Annotated in this window: 18 protein-coding genes and 4 pseudogenes; 13 read left to right on the top strand and 9 right to left on the bottom strand. The window is 57.7% G+C overall.

The window, feature by feature from the left end; translation table 11 throughout:
* Positions 1–162: 162 nt before the first annotated feature.
* On the top strand, positions 163–789 hold the full coding sequence (locus FPV16_RS22920; RefSeq protein ID WP_227440844.1) for a hypothetical protein: 627 nt from the start codon (positions 163–165) through the stop codon (positions 787–789).
* Positions 786–1,157, top strand: a complete 372-nt coding sequence (locus FPV16_RS22915) for a DUF3768 domain-containing protein (RefSeq protein ID WP_227440843.1) — start codon at positions 786–788, stop codon at positions 1,155–1,157. The genes FPV16_RS22920 and FPV16_RS22915 overlap by 4 nt, the downstream gene beginning before the upstream one ends.
* A gap of 17 nt (positions 1,158–1,174) precedes the next feature.
* Here the strand turns inward: FPV16_RS22915 and FPV16_RS22910 are convergent, their stop codons facing one another.
* Entirely contained in the window at positions 1,175–1,438 is a 264-nt protein-coding gene (locus tag FPV16_RS22910) for a helix-turn-helix domain-containing protein (RefSeq protein WP_227440842.1), read from the bottom strand.
* Between the two features lie 135 nt (positions 1,439–1,573).
* Between FPV16_RS22910 and FPV16_RS22905 the strand changes: the two genes are divergently transcribed.
* Genes FPV16_RS22905 through FPV16_RS22890 form a run of 4 tightly spaced genes read left to right on the top strand, consistent with a single transcriptional unit; the run spans position 1,574 to position 4,940 of the window.
* Entirely contained in the window at positions 1,574–2,095 is a 522-nt protein-coding gene (locus tag FPV16_RS22905) for a DUF805 domain-containing protein (protein ID WP_227440841.1), read from the top strand.
* Positions 2,092–2,523 carry a superinfection immunity protein gene (locus FPV16_RS22900; protein WP_227440840.1) on the top strand — a complete coding sequence of 144 codons (432 nt, stop codon included), beginning with the start codon at positions 2,092–2,094 and terminating at the stop codon, positions 2,521–2,523. The genes FPV16_RS22905 and FPV16_RS22900 overlap by 4 nt, the downstream gene beginning before the upstream one ends.
* Before the next feature lie 60 nt (positions 2,524–2,583).
* Positions 2,584–3,105, top strand: coding sequence for a hypothetical protein (locus FPV16_RS22895; protein WP_227440839.1), 522 nt, complete (start codon positions 2,584–2,586; stop codon positions 3,103–3,105).
* A complete protein-coding gene (locus tag FPV16_RS22890) occupies positions 3,105–4,940 on the top strand; it encodes a hypothetical protein (protein WP_227440838.1) in 1,836 nt (611 codons plus the stop codon). The genes FPV16_RS22895 and FPV16_RS22890 overlap by 1 nt, the downstream gene beginning before the upstream one ends.
* A 159-nt stretch (positions 4,941–5,099) precedes the next feature.
* On the opposite strand, the gene FPV16_RS22885 is transcribed toward FPV16_RS22890, so the two are convergent.
* From FPV16_RS22885 to FPV16_RS22865, 5 genes are all read right to left on the bottom strand, one after another.
* Complete coding sequence (locus FPV16_RS22885) at positions 5,100–8,324, bottom strand: PAS domain S-box protein (protein ID WP_227440837.1); 3,225 nt, start codon at positions 8,322–8,324, stop codon at positions 5,100–5,102.
* Between the two features lie 254 nt (positions 8,325–8,578).
* Positions 8,579–9,151, bottom strand: coding sequence for a recombinase family protein (locus FPV16_RS22880; protein ID WP_227440836.1), 573 nt, complete (start codon positions 9,149–9,151; stop codon positions 8,579–8,581).
* Positions 9,152–9,328: 177 nt separating this feature from the next.
* Positions 9,329–10,543 (bottom strand): histidine kinase, encoded by a 1,215-nt coding sequence (locus tag FPV16_RS26355; RefSeq protein ID WP_227440835.1) that lies wholly within the window; start codon positions 10,541–10,543, stop codon positions 9,329–9,331.
* Entirely contained in the window at positions 10,540–10,998 is a 459-nt protein-coding gene (locus FPV16_RS22870) for a hypothetical protein (protein ID WP_227440834.1), read from the bottom strand. The genes FPV16_RS26355 and FPV16_RS22870 overlap by 4 nt, the downstream gene beginning before the upstream one ends.
* Positions 10,995–14,423 (bottom strand): hypothetical protein, encoded by a 3,429-nt coding sequence (locus tag FPV16_RS22865; protein WP_227440833.1) that lies wholly within the window; start codon positions 14,421–14,423, stop codon positions 10,995–10,997. Before FPV16_RS22865 ends, FPV16_RS22870 begins: the two co-directional genes overlap by 4 nt.
* 357 nt (positions 14,424–14,780) lie before the next feature.
* On the opposite strand from FPV16_RS22865, the gene FPV16_RS22860 reads away from it, so the two are divergent.
* The gene (locus tag FPV16_RS22860) at positions 14,781–15,020 is read left to right on the top strand and encodes a hypothetical protein (RefSeq protein ID WP_227440832.1); all 240 of its coding nucleotides are present in this window, start codon (positions 14,781–14,783) and stop codon (positions 15,018–15,020) included.
* 297 nt (positions 15,021–15,317) lie between these two features.
* Here FPV16_RS22860 and FPV16_RS26495 read toward each other — a convergent pair whose 3' ends face one another.
* The 3 genes and pseudogenes from FPV16_RS26495 to FPV16_RS22845 form a co-directional block, all read right to left on the bottom strand.
* Complete coding sequence (locus tag FPV16_RS26495) at positions 15,318–16,595, bottom strand: tyrosine-type recombinase/integrase (RefSeq protein WP_413629343.1); 1,278 nt, start codon at positions 16,593–16,595, stop codon at positions 15,318–15,320.
* A 278-nt stretch (positions 16,596–16,873) separates the two neighbouring features.
* Positions 16,874–17,158, bottom strand: coding sequence for a hypothetical protein (locus FPV16_RS22850; protein ID WP_227440831.1), 285 nt, complete (start codon positions 17,156–17,158; stop codon positions 16,874–16,876).
* An 81-nt stretch (positions 17,159–17,239) separates the two neighbouring features.
* Positions 17,240–18,361 (bottom strand): annotated as a pseudogene (locus tag FPV16_RS22845) (IS3 family transposase).
* Between the two features lie 408 nt (positions 18,362–18,769).
* On the opposite strand from FPV16_RS22845, the pseudogene FPV16_RS22840 reads away from it, so the two are divergent.
* The 6 genes and pseudogenes from FPV16_RS22840 to FPV16_RS22815 all read left to right on the top strand — a co-directional run.
* Positions 18,770–19,084 (top strand): annotated as a pseudogene (locus FPV16_RS22840) (IS481 family transposase); the annotation flags it as partial.
* A 583-nt stretch (positions 19,085–19,667) separates the two neighbouring features.
* Positions 19,668–20,180: a redoxin domain-containing protein gene (locus FPV16_RS22835; protein WP_227440830.1), complete on the top strand. Its 513-nt coding sequence runs from the start codon at positions 19,668–19,670 to the stop codon at positions 20,178–20,180.
* Complete coding sequence (locus FPV16_RS22830) at positions 20,146–20,676, top strand: DsbA family protein (RefSeq protein ID WP_227440829.1); 531 nt, start codon at positions 20,146–20,148, stop codon at positions 20,674–20,676. The genes FPV16_RS22835 and FPV16_RS22830 overlap by 35 nt, the downstream gene beginning before the upstream one ends.
* A gap of 106 nt (positions 20,677–20,782) precedes the next feature.
* A pseudogene (locus FPV16_RS22825) lies at positions 20,783–20,953 on the top strand (Hsp70 family protein); the annotation flags it as partial.
* 171 nt (positions 20,954–21,124) lie between these two features.
* Complete coding sequence (locus FPV16_RS22820) at positions 21,125–22,051, top strand: IS1595 family transposase (RefSeq protein WP_227440828.1); 927 nt, start codon at positions 21,125–21,127, stop codon at positions 22,049–22,051.
* Between the two features lie 636 nt (positions 22,052–22,687).
* A pseudogene (locus FPV16_RS22815) lies at positions 22,688–22,802 on the top strand (IS3 family transposase); the annotation flags it as partial.

Here is a 22,802-nt window from a genome sequence, read left to right as displayed (position 1 = left end):
CGCTGCGAGGTGTTTCGCAGCTGACCGGATGCCCCCGATGACCCTGCTTTTGCGACCCCTACCGCCACCCGAGCAACATCGGCAGCAAGCGGGTGCATCCTCCCCATCACACTCAACGCGAGGCGGCCTCCGGGCCGCCTTTGTCGTTTCTGGAGCCCTTTGATGACCCTGATCACCGCAACCAGCACAGCCGCCGCCATATCGCCCGGCCTGATCCTGTTCGGCCGCGACGAACGACAGCGCCCCCACGCCTCGCGCTTTGCCGCTGGCGAGAGGGCCGAGGCCGAGCGTGCCGCTGGGCTGATGGGCATGCACGTGCTCGAGATCAGCGACGATACCCAACACAGCCTTGCCGCCGGCTTACCGAAAGGACGTCTGTTCGGGAGCGGCAAAGCCTTCGTGCCGTTCGTCAAAGCCGAGGTTTTTGACCGGCTCGTCGCGGCGGTCGGCCTGCCCGACGTTGCCGTGCCCATTAGGGCCGCAGGCAAAGCCGCCAGTGCCCCTCCCGGCTCGGGCGGCGGTGCCGGTGACGCCTCAAGCGCCGGAGGCCCCGGTGGTCGTTTCAAGGCGCCTGCCGATTGGCCGGCCATCGAACGCGGCTGCCTCGTGCTCGCCTGCGCCGGCCCTCAGGAAGGCTGGTTCGAGGCAATCATCATGTACACCAAGGCCGACGATGCCTTCGAGCTTCAGTGGCGCGACTGGCCGGACGATCCGCTGATCACTCGGCACCGCAGCGAACTCGGCTTGCTCCCGCCCGGCGCTGTTCAAGGCGCGAAGCAAGGGGCATGAGCCAAGTTGCCCCCATCAGTGTCGAGGCGGATCCCGCCTCGACCACCCGCACCGAACGCGTGCGTGCCCTCAACGATGCCTTCCGCCAGAGCTTTGCCGGCGGGCATGTGCTGCTCTCGCGCGGGATTGCCAGCCTGCCAGAGGAACAGCGTCGCGAAGCCAAGGCGGCGGTGCAAGCGTTCGAAGCCTTCAGCGTCGCCGAAGACCCGTATAACGAGCACGATTTCGGCGCCTTCGATCTCGCCGGGCAGCGATACTTTTGGAAGATCGACACCTACGACCGGGCCATGACCGGGCACTCGCCTGACCCGGCCGACCCGGCGGTGACGGTGCGCGTGCTCACGATCATGCTCGCCGAAGAGTACTGACAATGCTTCGTCAGCGCTCATGCCTTCGGCTTACGCCCTGGACGAAGCGAAGCCGGCTTCTCCGCGCCGGCTTCCGGGATGACGAAAAACGCCGAGATGTGTGCATCAAGCACAGCTGCCAAACCTTCGAGCGTTTCGACGGTGCTGTTCTCTCGACCACGTTCGATACGTCCAACGTAGGACGGCTCGCAGCCGGCGAGCAGGCCGAGCGCCTCCTGCGACAAGCCCTTTGCCACCCGCAGGCGTCGCAAATTCCAACCAACCAAATCGCGCGCATTCATCCGGGGCGACAGCGCACCGGTTGCAGACCATCAATCCAGGCAATACAAGTTCATGAAAAGGCGGCGATGCTCGGCCGGCTGTCCGCCGGCTGCCATTCTCACCGATCCAAGCACCCTTCCGGAGACCGAACGATAATGAACTCGTACCTGAGTGCGATGCGGAGCTTTCGCGACTTCACCGGTCGCACGTCGCGCGGCGACTATTGGCGCTTCATTCTCGTGTACCTCGGCATCGCGCTCATCGCCCTGATGCTCGATGCGGCCTTCGCCACAGGGAACAAGGATGGCGGCCTGTTCATCGGCCTCGTCCACCTGATCCACCTCGTGCCCCAGGTGGCCGCCGGCATTCGACGGATGCACGACACCGACCATTCGGGCTGGTGGTTGTTGCTCAGCCCCGTCGCGCTGGTCTTCGCCTGCTTTGCCGGGACGCCGGGGCCGAACCGGTTCGGGCCGCCCCCGGTAGCCGGTGCCGTGCCCCCGTCAATTGGCACTGCCACAGCAGGCCACTCGTCAGCTGCGCCGGTCGCCCCGCCTCAGCGTGACGTGATCGCCGAGATCGAGCGTCTGGCGCAGCTTCGTGCCGGTGGCAGCCTGTCGGAGGCTGAGTTCGAGGTCATGAAGGCGCAGGCCCTGTCGCAGGCGCGCGGCGCGTGAACGACGACACCGCCTGGGTGCTGGTCGCGGTCACCGTTTGCGTCGCGATCTACGGCCTGCCCTCGATTATCGCTTTCCATCGGGGCCATCCCAATCGCTGGGTCATCCTCGCGGTCAACGGCCTGTTCGGCGGAACGCTCGTCGGCTGGGTCGCGGTGTTGGTCTGGGCGCTGCACGCGGTGCAGCGGCCGGAGCAGCCCGGCGCCTCGCAGGGCGGTGAGTCGGGGCTGAACCTGTTCGTCAACGACACCCGGCGGGTCGCCCTCGTGGCGGCCCCTCACGGGGAGGTAGTCGGAAGCGTGCGGCCCGCCCTGTCACCTGCCGATGCCGTGCGGGAGCTCGAACGCCTCGGCGATCTCCGTACCGCCGGCCACATCGACGAAGGCGAACACCGCGCGCTGAAAAGCGCGGTGCTTCGCCGGCTGTAGCCTGCTCAGGGTCGGCACATCGGTCAGACCCATTCCCACGCGAGATGAGAAGGAAACCGAATGCCGTACCGTCGTGTCTACACCGCACTCATATCAGCCGTCGCGCTGGCTGCCTCAATCAACTTCGCCTCGGCGCAGTTTGGCCCATCCACCGCGGAGGAGAAGCAGCGCGCCCTCGAAGAGATGCTGGCAGAAGCCGCCAAGCCCACGACGATGTTGCTCGACGCCTACCGCAACTACCTCGGCGCTCGGCAGTGCTTCGATAGCCGCGCCGGCTTCGCCGTCGTCTATCTCACGCCCCAGCAGATGGAGGAGGCAAAAGCGCAGGTGAAGGGCATCGAGGCGGCGCTGGTGAAAAAGGAACCCGGCCTCGCCATCGACGAACGCTGGGAGACGGCCAATCGCGAGGAGGCGGCGGCGAACGACGATATTGCCGAGCTGGTCTACACTGGCCGGGGCAACGTCAAGGAACGGACTTATACCGAACAGGGGCGCCGATTTTGCGCGATAGCCACGGGCTGGCTGCGTGAGCGATACGGCGATCTCTACCCCGATAGCCGCAGCATGAAGAAGGACTTCTGATGCGCGCCGCCTTGATCGGAGACGGCGTCGGGGCGGTCGTGACGCACACCCTGCACAGGATGCACGGGATGCACGGGATCCACGCCATAACGCCTCGCGCCAGGATCGCGCTGCTCTCGGTCGCTTTGGCCGGGGCATTCCTTCCGGCCCGGATCGCCGGGGCCGTCGAGTCGGTCGCTCCTGTTACGATGCCCCCGATTTGCGAAGTGGATCGAGAATGCCGTCTGCCGGAGGCGACCTTTGCGTGCAGCCTCGACGTCGCGCTGGCGATTGCCCAGGCCGGGTCGGATCGGGGGCGGCAGACTGGCCTTGCCGCGGTCCAGGCTGGGACCTGTGAGATCGTCCCGGCCCATCGGTGGTTCACCGTCGAGGCGACGAAATCGGCGCAAGTCATGTACGCGACCGACAAGGGCCGGCACGTCGGCTATATCCCGATGGGCGTGTTCGCTCCCGCTGGCAGCACGACGACCTGCCGGGGGCCTGGCTACTGCGCCGTGCGGCCGGGACCGCCAGCATGGGCATGCCCGAGCGCGACCGATCTCACACTCGGCTCACCGGAGGCCAAATCAGCGGCAAAGTGCGTTCAGGTAGGTGAGGGCAATACGGGCGAGGTCGGTTCAGCCGTCGCCAGCACCGGACCCATCGCCGTGTCGTTCGGCAGCGGCGGGCCTTTTCAATCGAGCTACTACCTCGCGCCTGGGGATCTCGTCGGCATCGCCATCACACCCCGACCGACGCCGGCCGAGCGCGGCTGGTGCAAGCCGGGCGACTGGTGCGTGACCAGCGCGCCGACCCTGTTCTGCGCGGACAGGGCCGCCTACGAGCACATCCTGACGACGCCGGTAGGCGAACCGCGTCGCACCGCGATCACGAACGAGCCGGGCTGCCGCATCGTGATCCGGGGCAACCCGATGAAGCCGGGGGGCATCCCCGCTGCCGGCGACCCTGCCAAGCTCGTGGCGGTCGAGCACCCCGTGTTCAAGAATGGCTGGGCCACCGCCGAGGCCTTCAAAGTCGTATCGTTCAAGCTGCCGCTACGCTTCACGGAGCGCCTTTCCGACATCAAGATCGAGCCCGATCACAGCCCGGCGCTCGCGGCGACTGCTCTCACGGGTCAGGGTTCCGGCGCGGCCACCGGCGTGTTCCGTGCAGGGCCGAAAGAACGGCTGAGCTACTGCAAAAAGGTCAAAGGGGACGAGAACCGGGACGACGTCGCTGCCTGCGTCGCGAGCATGCCGGACGAAACGCAAACAGCTAGAGCAAATTGCTACAGAAAGACGGTTACCCTCCATGGCCGAAGCTATCGCCTCGCCGAAAAGCCTTCAGGTTCGCCGGCCGACATCCATATCGATGCGGATCGGCAATGGCTGCTTCAGGATATCGCCAGCGGTGAATGGCTCGACGGCTCTACCCGATCCAATGAGGCGACCGTTGCGACTGCCTACAACGCCCTGTGTCCCGGCACGATGCCCGAGGCGTCATGGAGCGTCGTCTACCGTGATCCTCAGGCACGGTACCCACGCGAACTGCTGGGGCGCTGGTTCGACGACCGACGCGCCTGCAGAGATCCCCAGCGGAATCAGCCCGACTATGACGAGTATGGCGTGCTGACGATCTCACCGCAGGAACGGAGTGGAACGCGCAACTTCGAGTTTCCGCAGAGGATCAACGCCATTCGGCGCGTCGGCCAGGCCTCCTGGGAGGTCGATGGCTCCCACGCCATCGACGATGTCGAGCAGCCGGAGATCTTCGGGACCACCACCTATACCCTCACCCGTGGTGGGCTTGCCCTGAAGAGGGACGGTACTACATCGAGCTGGGTTCAGTGCCGCTAATGGGCATCGTAATTATAACACTCCCATTTTCGGAGAGAATATCAACGACACGTCGGCTCGAACACAGGTCTTATGAAGCTTGTTTGTCTAACAAACCGGCGGAGATCAGAGCACAGATGGGGCAGGTTTATGTGGTCTTTGATATATAACCGGCATTAACTAGGCGTTTTTGCTAAAGCACATCAGATCTATTTCATCGAGGGTTCGCTTTGTAGACAAGCGAACCTCATGTATTAAATCATCCAGATCGCGTTGGGTGTTGCAAGCGTCCTCAAGCTTCCGACAAAGATCCGATAATTCTATGAATCCAAGCATGCTTGTTGCTGAAATCATTGCGTGAGCGTCTCGAGCAAGTTTTTCCCGATCAGAAGAAAAAGCATTCGCAATGAGGCGTTGATTCAACTCGTCAGCAAGCAGATCAAGAAGTTCTTGCGCCTTTAGGTCGCCAACTGTATCACTTAATTCTTCGAACGTTTCACGATCAATGGTCGGCGTTCGCACTTTGGGTGCACTGTGCCTTGGCGCCCAGCGCTCGATGACCTCCAATAACCCAGATCGCTTGAAAGGTTTTCCGACGTGGTCATTCATGCCCGCAGCAATGAATTCGGCAATTTGATGCGGGAGTACATTTGCTGTCATAGCAATGATCGGCATGTTCCCGTTCGCGCCTTCCATCGTGCGAATGTGACGCGTGGCCGTCATGCCATCCATACCAGGCATCTGAACGTCCATTAGCACGAGATCGTAGGTTCTCGCCGCCACTGCAGCTATTGCCTCGATGCCATTGGCGACGATATCGACCTCATGACCTGCATGTTTAAGAATCGCGCAGGCCAATTCTTGATTCAATAAAACGTCTTCGGCCAGAAGTAGGTGCATACCCACGTGGACGACGTCAGCTGCAATCGGCGAAGCCGAAATTACTGGTTGAGTGACGGTAGGAAGCTCGACCTCAAACCAGAACGTGGAGCCACAGCCTTTAATACTCTCGACCCCGACCGCCCCACCCATCAGTTCGATCAAACTTTTCGTTATGGCGAGGCCGAGGCCAGTGCCGCCGTAGTCTCGACTAATCGACCCATCCACTTGGCTGAAGCGTTGAAAGAGACGGCCGAGCTTCTCCGCCGGAATGCCAATCCCGGTATCGTGTACCGAGAAGCGCAGCCTGACGGCACCGCCAGCTTCGCGTCGCGCACTGATGGATAGCGAGATGAAACCAACGGCTGTAAACTTCACAGCGTTGTTGAGCAGGTTGAGCAATACCTGTCGCAAGCGGTCTTGATCTCCCACGATCCAGGCGGGCACAGCCGTCTGCATCTCGATGCTGAAGCCCAGCCCCTTACGCTCGGCCGAACCACGCACGATGGATACGGCGTTGTCGATCAAGGCTTCGAGGGCGAACGGCTCGTTCGAGAGTTCGATCTGTCCAGCCTCGATCTTTGAGAAGTCGAGGACATCATTGACGACAGTGAGAAGAGCGGCTCCCGCGCTACGAATACGCTCGACATGCTGACGTGCACTTACGCTGAGACCATGCTCCTCCCCAAGCAGGTCGGCGTATCCAAGCACGCCATGAAGCGGCGTACGAATTTCATGGCTCATCGACGCCAGAAAATCGGACTTCGCTTTGCTTCCGGCCTCCGCCAACGAGCGCGCGGCTTCGGCCTCCGAGGTTCGCTCATCCACTCGCTGACTCAGGGTCGCGTTTAGGTCGCGTAACGCCCTCACGGCGATTTCCTTTGCCGTATTGTCGCGTAAAGTTAGGACCGCGCCGATCTGCTCTTGGTGTGGTCCGCGCAATGGTTGCGCACTGCCGACTGCCACGACCTCCGACCCATCCGGCCTTACGATACGCCAACGCGCATCACATACGGTCTCACCGCGCACCGCGCGGGCCAGGGGAAGGTCTCTCGGTGGGTGGGGAAGACCGTCTTCGGTGAACAAGTGGTAGGTATCGCTGTAGGAGTCTGGCTCGATGTCGAGGCGGGCGACACCATGGATTGCGGCCGCCGCTGCATTGACAAGCGTGATTCGCCCTGCTGCATCCGTAACGATGACACCTTCTGCCAATTGCGCCAGGATCGCTGCACTGGTCGCAGCCGTGAAATCTGCCCGCGCCTGCGCTTCATGCAACTGCGCTTCGACGAGAGTTCGATAACGCGCCTCACTTTCGCTGAGGGCGGCCTCCATGACCTTTCGCTCGGATATATCACGTAGTGTCGCGACGTACCCGTCTGGATCACCGGTGGTGGCGTCGTGTGTCAAGTTGAAGGAAATCTCAAGCCATATCCATCGCCCGTCGCGATGCTTGTAGCGTTGGCTGGTCAGGGCACGCTCGACCCGGCCCCTTGTGAGGTCATCGAGGACAAGGCGGTACGCGGATGAATCCTCGGGGTGCACGAAGTCGAGCGGTTTTGTCCCAATCAGTTCTTCCGGGGCATAGCCGAGGATCGTCGTCACGGCGGGGGACACATAACGACGGCACGTCGAAAGATCGCTCCAAATTGTAATGTCGGTCGCGTTCTCGGCCAGCAATCGATAGCGGTGTTCACTCTCGACCACAGCTCGCTGTGCGGATCGATGCTGCGTGACGTCGCTAAAAGTGACAACCCAACCGCCATTTTTGAGCGGCGACCGTCTCAGCTCTAGAGTGATCCCGCTGGGCTTCAGCCAGTCGTAGACCAAAGGCAGTCGTTGAAGGTCGCCACTCAACATCCCGAGCCGGAGTTCCGGCGCGACGGTTGAGAAATCGCCTCGAACCCGGTGAAAGTCATGAATGGCTTCGAACGATGCGCCCAGGTGAAGAATCTCCGGAGGCAGGTCGAGAAGTTCGGCAGCACTTTTATTAAAGGCGCTAACACACATGCCGGCATCGAGAACCACAAGGCCCTGATCCATGCTTTCGAGGGTTACATGCAAGAGTTGGCCAGCATCGTAAGCGTGCTGCTCGAACTGCACGAGCTCAGTGACGTCGAGCAACATTCCGTGCAGGGCCGTTAGGCGAGCATCCGTATCGAGCTCTGGCACGCCCTGGATAATAACGTCGCGCACTGTCCCATCGGGGCGGATGATGCGGGCGCGGCGCTGATACGTCGTTGAGAAACCGCCGGCCAGAATCCGCTCCACTCGAGCGAGGACGTATTCGCGATCTTCAGGGTGATAGCAGTCAAAATGATCAGCAAATGAAACAGTGCGATCTGCGGGCATTGCCCGGCCAAATACCCTTGCCAATCCATCCGACCAGGACACCCTGCGAGTCGTTGGATCGATTCGCCATTGCCCAAAACCCGCGGCATCATCATTATACGTCTTCGGTAATCCGAGCCCGCTCATGGCATTCGTATCATAGACCAGATTGAAGCCGACGCGATCAAGAATATGCACGAGCTGAACCCAAATTGACCCACGAGAAACCCGTTTGCTCGTGGACAGCGGCACGACTGCGCTGCGCCAGTGCCGCTAGATTCGCGAAAAGAGGTTCACGCTTCCTTGCAGCAGCGCACGCAACCCTACGAATCTGCTCCCGAATTCGAGGGGTTCCTCTGCAACACATAATTAAAAGATCACAAATAAGTGTTGTCATACGCCTGCCCCCAACACAGCTCGCTAAAATAAATCCTTTATGAATAAAGAATTTATCAAGTAATATTTTGTATTGCGTCCATGTTGGCTTCTTTAACTATCCGATAAACCTGCATGCGGGAGCAGCCCAAGGCCGTCGCAATCGCAGCAGCCCCATCGCCTGCCGAAGCCATCGCCTTGATCCGTTCGCGGTCGAGGCGGCGCTTGCCGCCGGCATAAGCACCGGTGCCCTTCGCGCGTACGATGCCCTCGCGCTGGCGCTCTTTGATGAACCGTCGTTCCATTTGCGCGACCATGCCGAGCACGGTTAGGACAACATGGCCTATCTCACCTCGGGTCGAGACATGCGGGTCGAGCACGGTGACGTGGGCGCCGCGCTGCTCAGCCTCGTGAATGAGATTCAAGACATCTCGCGTGTCGCGGCCGAGCCGGTCCAGGCGCGTGACCACAAGTTCGTCGTCCGGCCGTAGGAACTCCAGCACCGTCGCCAACTCGGCCCGACCATCACGACTGCCGCCCGAAACCTTCTCAGAACGGATGACCCCGCAGCCTTCAGCCTTCAGCCGGGCAACCTGCCCGTCGAGATCCTGATCGAGCGTACTGACACGGGCGTAACCGATGCGGGCCATGGTTTGTAACCTCAGGGTGTAAGCCCGAGGCTACCTTGTCACAAATAGCCGGTGTCAACCCAGATGTTACGATGATCGACGCCGACGATGTTACGTCACGCCAGGGTATACCCCAAAGTGACACATAAGCGACCTACCAGCCGAGAGCAATTATCTGCGTATGGGTCATGCCTGTCACTATAGATAGCTTTCCACGAGGATCTCAACAACTCTCGCACTAGTAAATGCAGCGTATGCTTGAAATTCGTCGTTCTTCTGCCCGTCAGCGAAATCGCATGCTGATTTTAACGATATAGCCATTGGTCTTGGCTTAGACGAAAACTCCGCAGCCGCCATGACACCATAAGTCTCCATCTCAATCCCAAGTAGCTTACGATGTTGATCGCGAATTCGCTCCTTTGTTACCCCATCGGCAAGAACGGACGCGCCTGAAGCCATGGGCCCTAACCGGACTGATAAAACAGAGGCAGGCCTCTGTCCTTTCCAAGCACTGCGAATTTTCGCGAGCCGTTCCTCGTCCGACGCAAGTCTACGGATTTTCCCACGAAGCTCCTCACGCAAGAGAATTTGATACGGCGCAGCATAAAATACTATTTTGTCCGCATCAATTGCAAACTTTCCGCTTCCCCAGTCCCAAGACGGGTCTGCCACAAGAACATCCCCGATCTCTGCTTGACCTCTTACAGCTGCCGCTATCCCCGCGTGTATGAGGAAGCGAGGCTTGAACCTAGCGATCATTTTAGTTGCAAGTATACTTGCAGCCGGCATGCCAACGAACGGACTACTAGCAGCTACGATCCGTCCACCATCCTGTCGCTTAGCCTGCCCGAGAAAATAAGATGTGTCATCATCCAGGAAGTTTTGTTCTTTCCAATCCCAGTCAAGGTCTAGAATCGCAGAGAGCTCGGGCCGCTCCAGCGCCGTAATAATAGCAACGTCAACCAAATACTCACCTGAACTAACAGACGGTTCTATAACTTGCGTAGCAATATTGTATTCAAGCCATCGCTGAAGTGGAGCCTCCCACCCGTCAGATTCGCTTTCGTACAAAAATATCGGCACTAATCCTGCATTGAATATAGGCTGTGCACTCTTTAATTCCCCGTCATAAGCGGTTACACCGATAACAGCCCGAGGCTTCTGATACTTACCTCTTTCTGAAATTTCTTCCAACAACGCAGCCCCTTCACCGGACCTAGGCGCCTCGTCAAGCCGCCGAGGTATATTGAGATCCAGCAACAACAGATCATAATGGATTGTCCTTAGATTTGACCTTGCTTGGTGTGAACAACGAACATCCGAAATATCCTCTTCCTTGACCCCACTTCGAATGAGAACAGTATAAAGACGACGAAGTTTATCACCGTCATCCTCGACAATTAAAACCTTCACTTCGGTAAAACCTTCTCTAAGTGGTCACTTATACGGTTTTTCCAGTCATCTTGTGACGCACTGTAAAAAACAGCGCCAATAAAATGCTGGGGAAACTCGTTTCCTAGCTCTTCAGCTAAAGTTTCAAGGCTTTTTGCGTTAGCCTCACTGGAGAAAGAGTCGTATTGTGTTACAACTAGAACCCTAACGTCAGCACCTCGACGAGACAGTTGGTATAGAATATCCCGCCCACCGTATGAACGAAACTTCCCACCCTCGGTACTGCTGATTTCCCCATCGTAGTTTGGCAAACTCATATCAAGCAGTACCAATATTGGTTTTAGTTCTCTTATGGCCTTTAACCCACTCGTGTAAGATTTACGATGCTCGACCAATAATCCCTTAAACTCCACAGACAGAAACGAAATTATTTGCCTGGCTTTATTGTCATCATCTTCGACCAAGACAATCATCACGCCAGCACCTTCTCTGCATTGAGCATTATCGTCACCTCGAAATTGTTGCCGCCCACCCCAAAATCAAATTCGTGTTCAAGGCCCAGATCGGTAGTAAGAATTTTGCGTAATTTATGGAATCCTGTCCCACCTTCGGTAACCAATCTATTATCCCCACCCTCAGACAATGACTGTTTTATACCAGAAACGCGCTCATTCAGGAGCGCAAAATCTGTATCGATGGGAAGAGGGTTTGATACAGAAATCGAGTAAATTTTGTCCGTGCGAGCTAAATCAACCCTTGCCTGCGCCACCTCGCCTACTACGGAACCCTGCCTCGTATGCTTAACGATATTTTCGAATACGATGAAGAACATATCGACCAAACTTGCTAACGTTCGGCCTTTGAGATGCGGTCCTTCTGCCGTTTTTTGCTCGACGAACAAGACATTAGAGCCAAAACAGTTTTCGATACTTTTTGCAGCAATCTCAATTGCTAGATCTATTCCATAATCAGGGTTCTCGCGAGCGGCTGAAAGTGTAAACCAGGTAGCAACCCTCTCAAACGACAAATCAACCGCGACCTGTGCGTTTGCCACTGCAGCTTCGAACTCACTTCGAAGCACAGCAGAATGCGCTTGAGCTGCTGAGTCTCTAAGTGTCCGAAGATATCCACTCCAATTCTGGCGATAGTTCGTTTGTAATTCTGCCTGGACACGAAGCAGCAAAAGCTCAAGTTTCCGGTTTAATATATCAAAAGTGATATTCAGAAACTCACCAAAATCAACGGGATTCCTGTCAAGGAAAACCTCAAAAGCCATTAGATCCGTTGTATTAGGCTGAAAATTGAACCAGCCCTGACCGCTAGTCGTACTGCGCAGACGAAGTTTTTCGCTATTTAGCAAGAAAATATCGTCATCGATTCGTTGGGAGAAGCTTTTTAATGCGTCTTGCACCCAGTCATCTTGCGTTATGCCCAGTTCAGCAGCGCGCTCGATCCAGTGAGGCTGGTCTTTATAGGCAACGGCTCCCTTCTGACAGATAAGATTATTCTCTTCCAGCGGGCTTCGTAGATGCCCTTTCAAGGTACCGTGCCTTATTCGTGTGCTTAGGTAAACGTCTAGGCCATAATGGCTGTTCGAAGCGTACTCCGCCCAAATATTAACTATTAAATAGTGGAGTATCTTACTCGGATTTTCTTGTGCGAACGTCAATTTCATATCACCATAAAGATCGTCATCCCGGTATTTAATAATCTCGCTTTGTAGAATATCCTCCATTTCGCCGCTTGCTGCTTTTTCACGACGAAGGACCATCATTCGATCAAACTCTGGTCCTACGGATGCAGTCAAATGCGATTTAAGTCCGTCAACATCCACGTAAATTTTGCTTTGCTCGATACTACGGAGACCGTCGTAGATCACCAACCATCTAGTTAGCGCTTTGATTTCGGACAAGTAAACACCGGCATTGCTTGGATCAATATCGGCTAGAGACTGACAAACTTTTATACGTTCTTCTTCGAGTTCGCGCACGCTTTGAAACCGATCTGAATCACTCAGAATATCGGAGGTGCAAATACGATGTAGATAATAGATTCCACCTTCTCGGTTTTGACTGCATAGAGAATGCGATGCAGACGACGGAGAGTCGTAACCCAGTCCCTCCCAAACATCCTCAACGGCATAAGACCTATATCTTGTGTATTTGTTGTCTACATGGTCAACGCCGATGTCTAGTAGAATCGCATAGGGTAGAGTGCTTTTGAAGTCCGAGGACGTGTGTAGTAGAGCTTCGATGACCTGTTCAATAGGCAGCGATGCGTAGGATTCACCGTCTCTTAAATGGGCGGCAACAATGACCTCCGCAGCAGCTTCATACTCACCACGGATTGCTAGGATTCTGGCTTTATTTGCTGGAACGGCTAGTAACTGATTTTCTAAATGATGTGGCATGTTATTCAGATACAAAAGAGGGTCTTTAGTTCCACCACCACGCGAACATTTAATAAACTCAACATATAAATCAAGATAATTTGTTGTTTGCGCTGTACTACCGCCCCTCAAATTACGAAACATTTCGATTGAGGGTCGTTTTCCGTAGATTTCCTCAAGTGAATTCAGGTAACTTAGAGCGCAGTCAGTAGAGGGCATAAATTCCGCCAGGTCGGGCAAATTGAATCCACTTAATATAACGCCTCGGGCACTCCCAAATATGCTTAAGGTACTTACTCCAAGCCAAACACGCCGAGCGATTTCAAAAGTACTGCATGGCAAATCTAGATCTGCGAGCATGGTACATAGATGCTCGATGTGTATGGCGCCCAGTTCCCGTCCGCCGGTGTTTGTCACAAGTGCCTCAAATGATCTTTTTAGGTCACAAATCATATCAGTATTCGTTGGCGATTTTTTATTCCAGCCTAGGGCTTGCAAGAAATTCCACCCACGACCCTCGGTTAGATTTAGCTGAGCCTCAACGATAATATCGTAGGCGTCTAACAATCTTTGGTTTTTCTCACAGAAGACGATAGCGGGTGCATGATTTCTGTCGAAATGGAGAAACGCTGCGACCTGTGATTTTAAGGGGCCATGTGAGAGAGTGACCGCGCATTCAACAGCAAGATTGATATTATTCTCGGCTCCTGTATCGATCAGCATCGCGAGCGCTCGGTACAGGGTCTGATGCATATCATCGTATGAGGAATTTGTTTCGTGACGGACAATGTCCTCTATGTGCTGCACCGATTTCGAATTGAGGGTGTAATCGAAGGGCGTTAGTTTTTGCCTGATATACACTGGTAGAGAGGAGTACGCAGTGGTTGCCTCAGGAATTTGACTGCGAATATGTTGCACCGTTGAGCCTGGCGACGACCGAAACCCAAGGTAGAAAATCAAAAAGTAGGCATACCCATTTATTCCGCCGGCTTGCCGAATACTTTTGTAAATCGTATTGTTCGAATCCGCTCCGTAAAGCTTTTCCCTAGCCAATAGCTTGATGGAAAAGCTCCAAAGCGATACCCCTTTCGTAACCTCGTGTCTTTCAAGATCTTCCAAAACTTTTGGATAATTCCCTTGCAAGATTTCGTCGGACACATTTTGCTTAAGAGCTATAAACTCAGCTGCGTTGCTATCGAAAAATTTAATTATCTCTGACGACCATTTTACTTCGATATCAAGTCCTGCGCTGTTTAAGGGCTGAACGCGCTTTAGCTGAGATGCGGTTTTTGGCCACAAATCGCCTAACAATCTGAGCTTATAAAAGGGCGATTCAAAGAAAGCAGAGATGAAAGCCGGGTAATATCTGGGATTTGTATTTTGCCTCAGCTTCGAGAAAGTTGTTCTCAGACGTGTTGGATTCCCTCTGAGTAAGTTGTGAGCTTTTGCGACTTCCTGTTTGATTAAGTACTGGGTTGAATTGGCACCTGGAGATTTTGCTTTTTTGGCCATCGTGTGTCCCATTCGCTGAATGAATTATATCGCGCATTGCCGTCGGCGTGCAACTGAATCGTGCGGCCAGCGCGCCACGATGTGGCCTACCCTTAAAGAGGCAGCTTACCCTTTGAGAAAGCTACATGCGATATGAGTATAGCCTTGAAGAGATGGTGAAGTCATTCGGCGATACCGCTGATTTGTACATCAGCTACCTTAAATCGCACTGCGCCAAGCTACGGGTTTTGTCGAATTTGAGTTGATACAAAACTTTGCGGGTGGAGTAGCCGGACTTGACCCGCCACCGTCTGAGACGGCGATGTGTCCGCGGGCTTATGAAGTCTCGTTCGCCTGCCGCTTAGCGAAGACACAGGAGTGGTCGGCTTCTTCCAGAACGGATCGCTGCGTCCCTATCCTCAAAACCTCCAGCTCGACCTACTTGTGTTCTTAACTTTTTATCTACAGCGCCACCATGGTTTTGCCGCCTCTTTCGGCATGCAGCCGCAGCTTGCTGGTGAGCGCGGCCGGGAGGTGTCGGAGCGGTTGATCAACATCCTCAGCCGTGACCTCTTCGCCAATGTCGCCAGACCGGCATACTGCGGACGCCCGCCATAGCCGTTCCCGAGTGCGTTGCGGTGAGTTTGGGCTTGGAGCGTTGCCGGGCAGGGAATGGTCAGATGCTGTCACTTTTACCCGTAGTCCACATGAACGTGTCGCAGCCATTATGGCAAAGGATGCGTCCTGCGATCACTATGTCCTCACACACGTGATGCTGAGGGCTCAAGGCTATCTAACTACGCCTGATACAAGCCATTCAAAAATGTAGGGATAATTTTGAGGACAAGGGCGAAAGGCCAGACGGTTTTTATTATTTTTTACATCGCTTCGGCATTTGGAAATGACGGCGTGTGATCACTTTTCTCCGCTGCCGATGTTTATTGGCAGTGTAGGATCGGTTTTACGGACAAGCTCCTTGAGTGCGTCGGACCACGAATTGAGCGCGTGTCGCTTCTCTTTTGCGCGATCATAAAGATCATAGTGGCGGCCTGTAATATCGCGCCGCTTATGGTTTAGAACTGCACTAACATCCTCGGCCGGATACCCAAGGGCTGCTAGGCGGGTGGCGACGGTTCGCCGCAAATCATGGGGGGACGGCGGTTCGGACGCCCAAGTCCGCGAAGCTTCCGACGCGCCTCCTACGCTGCCGCCAAAGCGTTGCATCGCAACGCTGAGAGCATGTCCCGTTATTGGCTTACTGCTTACTGAAGGAGAGGGAAACAGAAACTGACTCGCGTCGCCCGACAAAACGATGGCCTCAGACACGGCGTCTCGGGCAAGCTCAGAAAGGGGCGTGAAGTGTGAGCATCCGTTCTTTGATCTCGTTGTCGGCAAAACCCACGCGGCACGTTCTGAATCCTCTATGTGGGAGAACTCTCGGCGTTCTGCCTGCGCGATCTCACTTACACGAGACCCCGTGAGAAGTGCAATCCTTAGTGCCAGCCCAACACGGTGGGAGACTGGCGGGCTAATAATTCCGTGCCAAAACAGGAACACCTCGTCGTCCGAAAGCACCCTTCGACCGATGTTCTCTGCCGCGCGCTTACGCAGCCGCACACAGGGGTTCGCAGCCATTAGGTCCGCATCAACAGCGAAGCTAAACACCGAGCTGATGAGTGCCTGAACCCGATTTGCGTTAGTTGCGGTTCCCGCCGCAACCATTCCTTCACACAGGTCTATAACGTCGCGGCGCTGGATCTCATCGTATCGCCGGCTGCCCCATTTGGGCAGGACATGTAGCCGGAGGTTTCGTTCGTCAGCGGGGGCTGAACGCTTAAACCGTCGGGCGTGCTCCTCGAGATACCGGTCGCTAAGTGCCTTGAAGGTACTGGTGTTCGACGCCTGCCGCTCACGTCGCTTCTCTTCGACAGGGTTGAGACCTGCTGCAACTGAGCGCCGCAATCCGTTGGCTCGTTCCCGAGCGTCTGCGAGACTCACTTCAGGGTACGACCCTATCGTGGCTCGTGTCACTCGGCCGGATCGGGGGTCACGAAAGCGGAAAGACCAAGATCTAGCGCCACCCGACGTGACACGAAGCTCTAGTCCTTTGCAGCGGGTGTCGCTCACCTCGATACGACCGGATTCGGGAAGGGGCATGCCACGAACAAGAACGTCTGTAAGGGGCTTCTGCATTGAACGAGCCGGGGGCACACGGGGGGCACAAAACGTGGTTGATGGTAGCGCACCCCCTTGGACGTTGATAGACTAAAAATATAACGGAACGAACGACTTGGGCATGTTGGTCGAATCCAGGAATGTCCAATTCAGTCCGAGGTTACATGACTGAAAATCGCAGTGTCGGCGGTTCGACTCCGTCCCTGGGCACCATTCTTTTTCTGAATATCTTTAATGGCTTGAATAGCGGTTGCGGCTCTCTCGAATCATCACTTAGCAGTGGTTAGACAGGGAGGTTAGACAAGTGTCTTAGGTGTGCCGGCCTTGGTACCAAGCGGATTGAGCCTGTTCATCGCGTCCGTCGTCGCCACTTCTTTCTTGGCTCGATCGCTGTAGAGCTGCGCCATCGTCAGGGTCCTCTGCCCCAGCACGCGCCGGATCGTGTCCAGGTCGCAGCCGGCGTCCGCCAGCAGCCCGCCGAGGGTGTATCGCAGGCCATGGATGGTCAGGCCCTTGGCGACCAGCCCCTCAGCTTGCCCTTGACCTTGATCCACACCGCGTTGAAGCCGCTTTCTGTCCATGATTTGCTGCGTGATGTTGCCGCGATCGTCGGGTGAGGGTCCCCCGGATTTTGGTCCGGCCGGAAGGTGAGCTTCCGGGTCTCATTCTGCGGCCTGCAGGGCCGCCGCCAAGGCAAATTCCTGGGGCATTCGCCACCCCAGGGCTGTGTGAGGACGGCTCTCGTTGTAGTGCCGCCGCCACGTTTCGATCTTGCTCCTCGCGTCGGCCAACGACAAGAACCAGTTCGCGTTCAGGCACTCGTCGCGCAGGCGGCCGTTGAACGACTCGACCAGCGCATTGTCGGTCGGCTTGCCAGGGCGCGAGAAGTCCAACGTGACACCGTTCTCGTAGGCCCAGCGGTCGAGTGCTTTCGAGACGAACTCGCTACGCGGCCCTTCGGTTCAGGCCCGTTATCGACCTGAAGCGCGCTCGGTGCTCCGTGCAGCAGTGCCAAGCGTCCGACGACAGCCACGACCTGCTCGCCTTCGATGCCTTGGTCGACCTCGATCGCCAGAGCCTCCCGCGTGAACGCATCGACGACCGTCAGGGCCGGCAGCCGGCGGCCGTCGAACAGCGCGTCGGAGGCGAAGTCCATCGACCACCGCTCGTTCGGCCGGAGCGCGGCAGGCTGACGCTCCCGGTGTGCCCCGCTGACGTGCCGGCGCGGCCGCCTGAGCCGCAGGCTCAGCCCCTCGTCCCGGTAGAGACGGTGAACCCCTCTCATGGCTCACTCGCCAACCTTCCCGGCGCGGCAGGATGTAGATCCGGTGGTAGCCGTAGCGCACCCGGCTCTTGGCTAGATCGCAGATGCGCATCCGCGGCGGTGCCTGATCAGGCTTGGTCGAGCGGTAGCGCATGCTCTCGACCGGCCGACGCCGAGCGCGACGCAGCTGCGCCGCTCACTCACCCCGTGCGCCTTTTGAACCTGGTGCACGAGGTCGCGTCGCCGAGCAGGCGTCAGAACCTTTTTTGCGAGCACGTCCTGCAGGATGTGCTTGTCGAGGCTCAGATCGGCCATGAGCTGCTTTAGCTTGCGGTTCTCCTCAAGCTGCTTCAGCCGCCGCAGTTCGCCCGTGCCCAAACCGCCGTAGAGCTTCTTCCAGCGGTAGAATGTCTGCTCGGAGAATGCCCATCCGGCGCAGCACCTCCGCGACCGGCGTCCCAGTCTCGGCCTGCTTCAGCGTGAAGGCGATCTGCTCTTCGGTGAACCTGCTCTTCTTCACGGCTCCGCTCCTCCCGTCAGGGTCTCACCAAACCGGAAAACTCGCACTTAAGCCGGACCAAAGCGATGGGGGGACGTCAAGTTGCGCTCACCCATACGCGGCGAACGCAGCGCAAAATCTGGCATTTTCCACTATGACACATTTGCCACCGTGTTCCACTTAAATGGCGGCGGTTCCAAATTATGTGTCGCGCTACAAAAAATTGGCGCGCCAGACAGAATGAAAATACGAACGTATATGTCATTGTCCTACAACGATAAAACGTTGGCGTCACACACTCAGTCCCTCGATATACGGGTTATTCATTGGTTGTCGTGGACGACCGTGCGATAGCCTATCAGCTGGGTGTGCAGTCCCGCGGTGTGGTGGCATCAGTTTAGCTGAGGCCAGCGTAGATCGGGAGGCGTTATGGGACAGGTTCTTCGCGGCTGCGCCACGACCACGCACGCGGTCAGAGCAGCGCTACAGCGATCGAAAGCTTCGCTCAAGGAGCTTGCCGCACAGCATGGACTGAACCCCAAGACGGTCGCGAAGTGGCGCAAGCGTGCCTTCGTGCATGACGCGGCAATGGGACCGAAAACGCCGCGCTCTACCGTGCTCACGACCGCAGAGGAGGCGATCATCACTGCCTTCCGCCGGCACGCCCTCTTGCCGCTCGACGACTGCCTCTACGCGCTCCAGTCCGCCATCCCGCACCTGACCGCCTCGGCCGAAGAGGCATGCAACGGGGTCCGCTCCAACCCGAAAAACTCCCCGGCGAGATGGAACCCGCGCACGACCCAATTGCCGTCGCGTCCGACTTTGATCGTACGGACCATCCCGGTCACCACCCAGTAGACGACATCTCCAACGTCACCGTCGACTTAGAGGGTCGTGCCGGACGCGAAATGATCGACCCGTCCAAGGGCGGTGATGCGAGCCCGGCTGAGGTTGCCGGTGGCCCGAGCCAGGGCGGCCGGCCACGGAATGTGCGGGCCGGGAGCGGGCACGATGTGACCATACTACTGCATGATGCTCCCCCTTCGCGAGACCGATGAGATCGCGCATCGCGTAGCTTTCACCATCCGGAGGGCACCTAGGGAACATCCCTGATCCGTCTCGTCGTGGCGCGGCTCCGTCGGGATCGGCAAGGATCGCGCGCGCGACGAGGCCGCCGCGAAGATCACCCACTCGGGGTACCGATGCGGATGCGCCGAAGGCACGGCCCGATATCCGCCACCGGAACTGATGCTCGTCAGTGCCGAGGCGCCCCGCCTCGTAGTGAGATGCGCAAGGGCCGCTCCGCGGGCTGTTCGGGAGATTCAGGATGGGACACGTCTTAGCGCCCGGGGTCACGGCGCCCGATTTCACGCTCCACGTCACGCCGGACCAGACTCTCTCCCTGGGCGATCTGCGCGGACGGCCGGTCGTTTTGGCGTTCTATCCCGCGGATTGGAGTCCGGTCTGCGGAGATCAGATGGCGGTCTACAATCAGGTGCTGCCGGAATTCCGGAGGCACGAGGCCGAAGTCGTCGGCATCTCCGTCGACAGTGCCTGGTGCCATCAGGCCTTCGCCGAGACCCACCATCTCCATTTCCCCCTGCTCGCGGATTTCGAGCCGAAGGGCGCGGTTGCCCGGCAATACGGGGCCTACCGCGACGGTGAAGGCGTCTGCGAGCGGGCGCTGTTTGTGGTGGATCGCGAGGGGCTCATCTTCTGGAGCTACCTCTCCCCGATCGCCGTCAACCCCGGTGCGGACGGCATCCTTGATGCGCTGGATCGGCTCGAAACCCAGGAGACAAACGATGTCCGAACTCAGAGTGCCGGTGTCGGCGGCTGACCATGCCCGGGGTGGTGCCGACGGGCGGGTGGTGCTCGTCGAGTACGGTGATTACGAGTGTCCGTATTGCCGCGTCGCGCATAGTGAGGTCCTGCAGCTCGGCAGGCACTTCGGCGACGACCTCACCATTGTGTTCCGCCATTTCCCGCTCACCGAAATCCACCCGCTCGCGGAGCCGGCGGCGGAGGCCGCCGAGTTCGCGGGGGCCCAAGGTCGGTTCTGGGACATGCACGATGCGATCTACGCGCATCAGGACCGGTTGAGCCTGCCGTTCCTGCTCGGCGCAGCCCGGGTACTCGGCCTGTCGGAGCGCGATTGCGCGCTCGCCCTCGAAGCGAAGACCTATGCCCCGAAGATCGCGCAGGACTTTCTGAGCGGCGTCCGGAGTGGCGTCAACGGGACGCCGACCTTCTTCATCAACGGCCGTCGGCATGATGGTCCGTTCGACTACCGGCATCTGGCAGCGGCCGTCGAGTCTGTGCGGTTCCGGGCCTAGCGCGCGGAGGCAGTGAAGGTCGGTCGGCCCCACGCGGCCCACTGCATAAGAACATCGATCCGGTCTCGATCGGTCTGCAATGCGCAAACCTGAAGGAGTATCTCCCATGGCTAAGGTGATCGGCATTGATCTCGGCACGACGAATTCGTGCGTCGCCGTGATGGACGGCAACAAGGCCAACGTGATCGAGAACGCCGAGGGCGGTCGCACGACCCCGTCGGTAGTGGCCTTCACGGAGTCCGGCGACGTTCTGGTCGAGCAGGCTTTGCAGGCGCAGCCTGACATCGTCCGCCGGCAGATCGTCGAGGCCTGCGCGGTGCAACGCCGATCCTGACGTCGAACTGACCGGCGTCAGGGCCGCGCTGCGACGGACCGGCTATTTTTAGGCGATTATATCGTTGACACATACAGACTGGCGGTCTAGCTTCTGGATCAAGGAGTTAGCCCGATGTCCGCCCTTTCCGCCAAGTTTTTCCACGATGAGGCTGCCGCTTTCGAGAAGCTGGAAAGCCTCCTGTGGTCGGACGGCCCCGTGTGCGCTCACTGTGGCGGCATGGGTCGGATCACTCGCGTCAAGGGCGGTCGGATGGGTCTGCGTCGTTGCGGTGACTGTAAGAAGCAATTCACCGTCACCGTCGGCACCGTGTTCGAGTCCAGCCATGTGAAGCTGCATCTGTGGCTTCAGGCGGCACACCTCCTCTGCTCCTCCAAGAAGGGCATGAGCAGCCACCAGATCCACCGCATCCTGGGCGTCACCTACAAGACGGCGTGGTTCATGACCCACCGTCTGCGCGAGGCCATGCGCGAAGGTGCGTTCGTGCCCTTCGGCAGCGGTGGCGGCATTGTCGAGATCGACGAGACCTTCATCGGCAACGACCGCACCGTGAAGCCCAAGGGCGAGAAGAAGGGCCGTGGCTACGCTCACAAGCACAAGGTGCTGAGCCTCGTCGACCGTGATACGGGCCAGAAGCGCTCCATGGTCGTGGACGACCTGAGCGCCAAGACCCTTCTTCCGATCCTCAAGGAGAACATCGCCAAGGAAGCCCGCGTGATGACCGACGAGGCGGGCCAGTACGGCAAGCTCTCTGCGACCTTCACTGGCGGCCACGGCTTCACCCGGCACGGCCAGGGCGAGTACGTCGACCTCGTGGACCGCATGATCCACACGAACACGATTGAGGGCGCGTTCTCCGTCTTCAAGCGCGGCATGAAGGGCGTCTATCAGCACTGCGGCAAGCAGCACCTCCACCGCTATCTCGCCGAGTTCGATTTTCGGTATAACAACCGGGTGAAGCTGGGCTGCGGTGACGCCGAACAGGCCGAGCGGGCGCTTAAGGGTATCGTTGGCAAGCGCCTAACGTACCGCTTGGCCTGATCAAACGACGATCCCGGTGAACTAACTAGCGGAACGCAAGGGGCGACCGACTCCCACACTTGGACATTCTCAGCTACCGTGGCGCTATGCCATTGCCGAGGCTCCTTGCTGCCGAAAAACGCATTCCATTCGCCGTAGAATGGGTGAAGCCTGAGTCGCCAGATGGCTACGCTCGCTTCCTCACCTCTTTGGAGATCGACGGTGTTATTGAAACGAGCGTGACGCTCAGTGTCGGTGCTTACGTTCATCGTCCGGACAGGCACGTGACCTTTGAGCTTTCCGCTCGCAGTTTATCAGGTCAGCGTCAGATACGCATCGAACGAGTAGACTGGCGAGACATTAGAGGCGGTCACAGCAACCCTCGTTTTTGCCGTGGCCCCTGGTGTGGGCGACGGGTCCCCGCTTCTCATATCCATGCTTTCAATCTGAACTGGGTCGAGGCCGAAAGGCGCATGCGGCGAGGCAAACTAAAGTGCGCTGAGCCCTTGGAGCCGGAACCGCAATCCTATGAAGACCTTAGGTCCTTTGTTGGAAGACGCTTGAATATTAATAACATAGACATTGTGCCCCTGACCTGACCGGCTGGCTTTGGACCGGGCTGATTGAGAGGATCAGTCAGGACTGAAGGAGCTGGACATGAAGCGAGGTCAGAAGACGGGTGCGGAGCAGGTGGTGCTGAAGCTGCGCCAGATTGAGGTGCAGACGGCCCAGGGTAAGAGTTTGGCGATAGCGTGCCGGGAGGCGGGGATCT

Origin of the sequence: Methylobacterium sp. W2, from assembly GCF_020662345.1 — a bacterium.
Classification (GTDB): domain Bacteria; phylum Pseudomonadota; class Alphaproteobacteria; order Rhizobiales; family Beijerinckiaceae; genus Methylobacterium.
The sequence above is the reverse complement of the archived record's forward strand: the minus strand, read 5'-3'. Positions and strand labels throughout refer to the sequence as shown.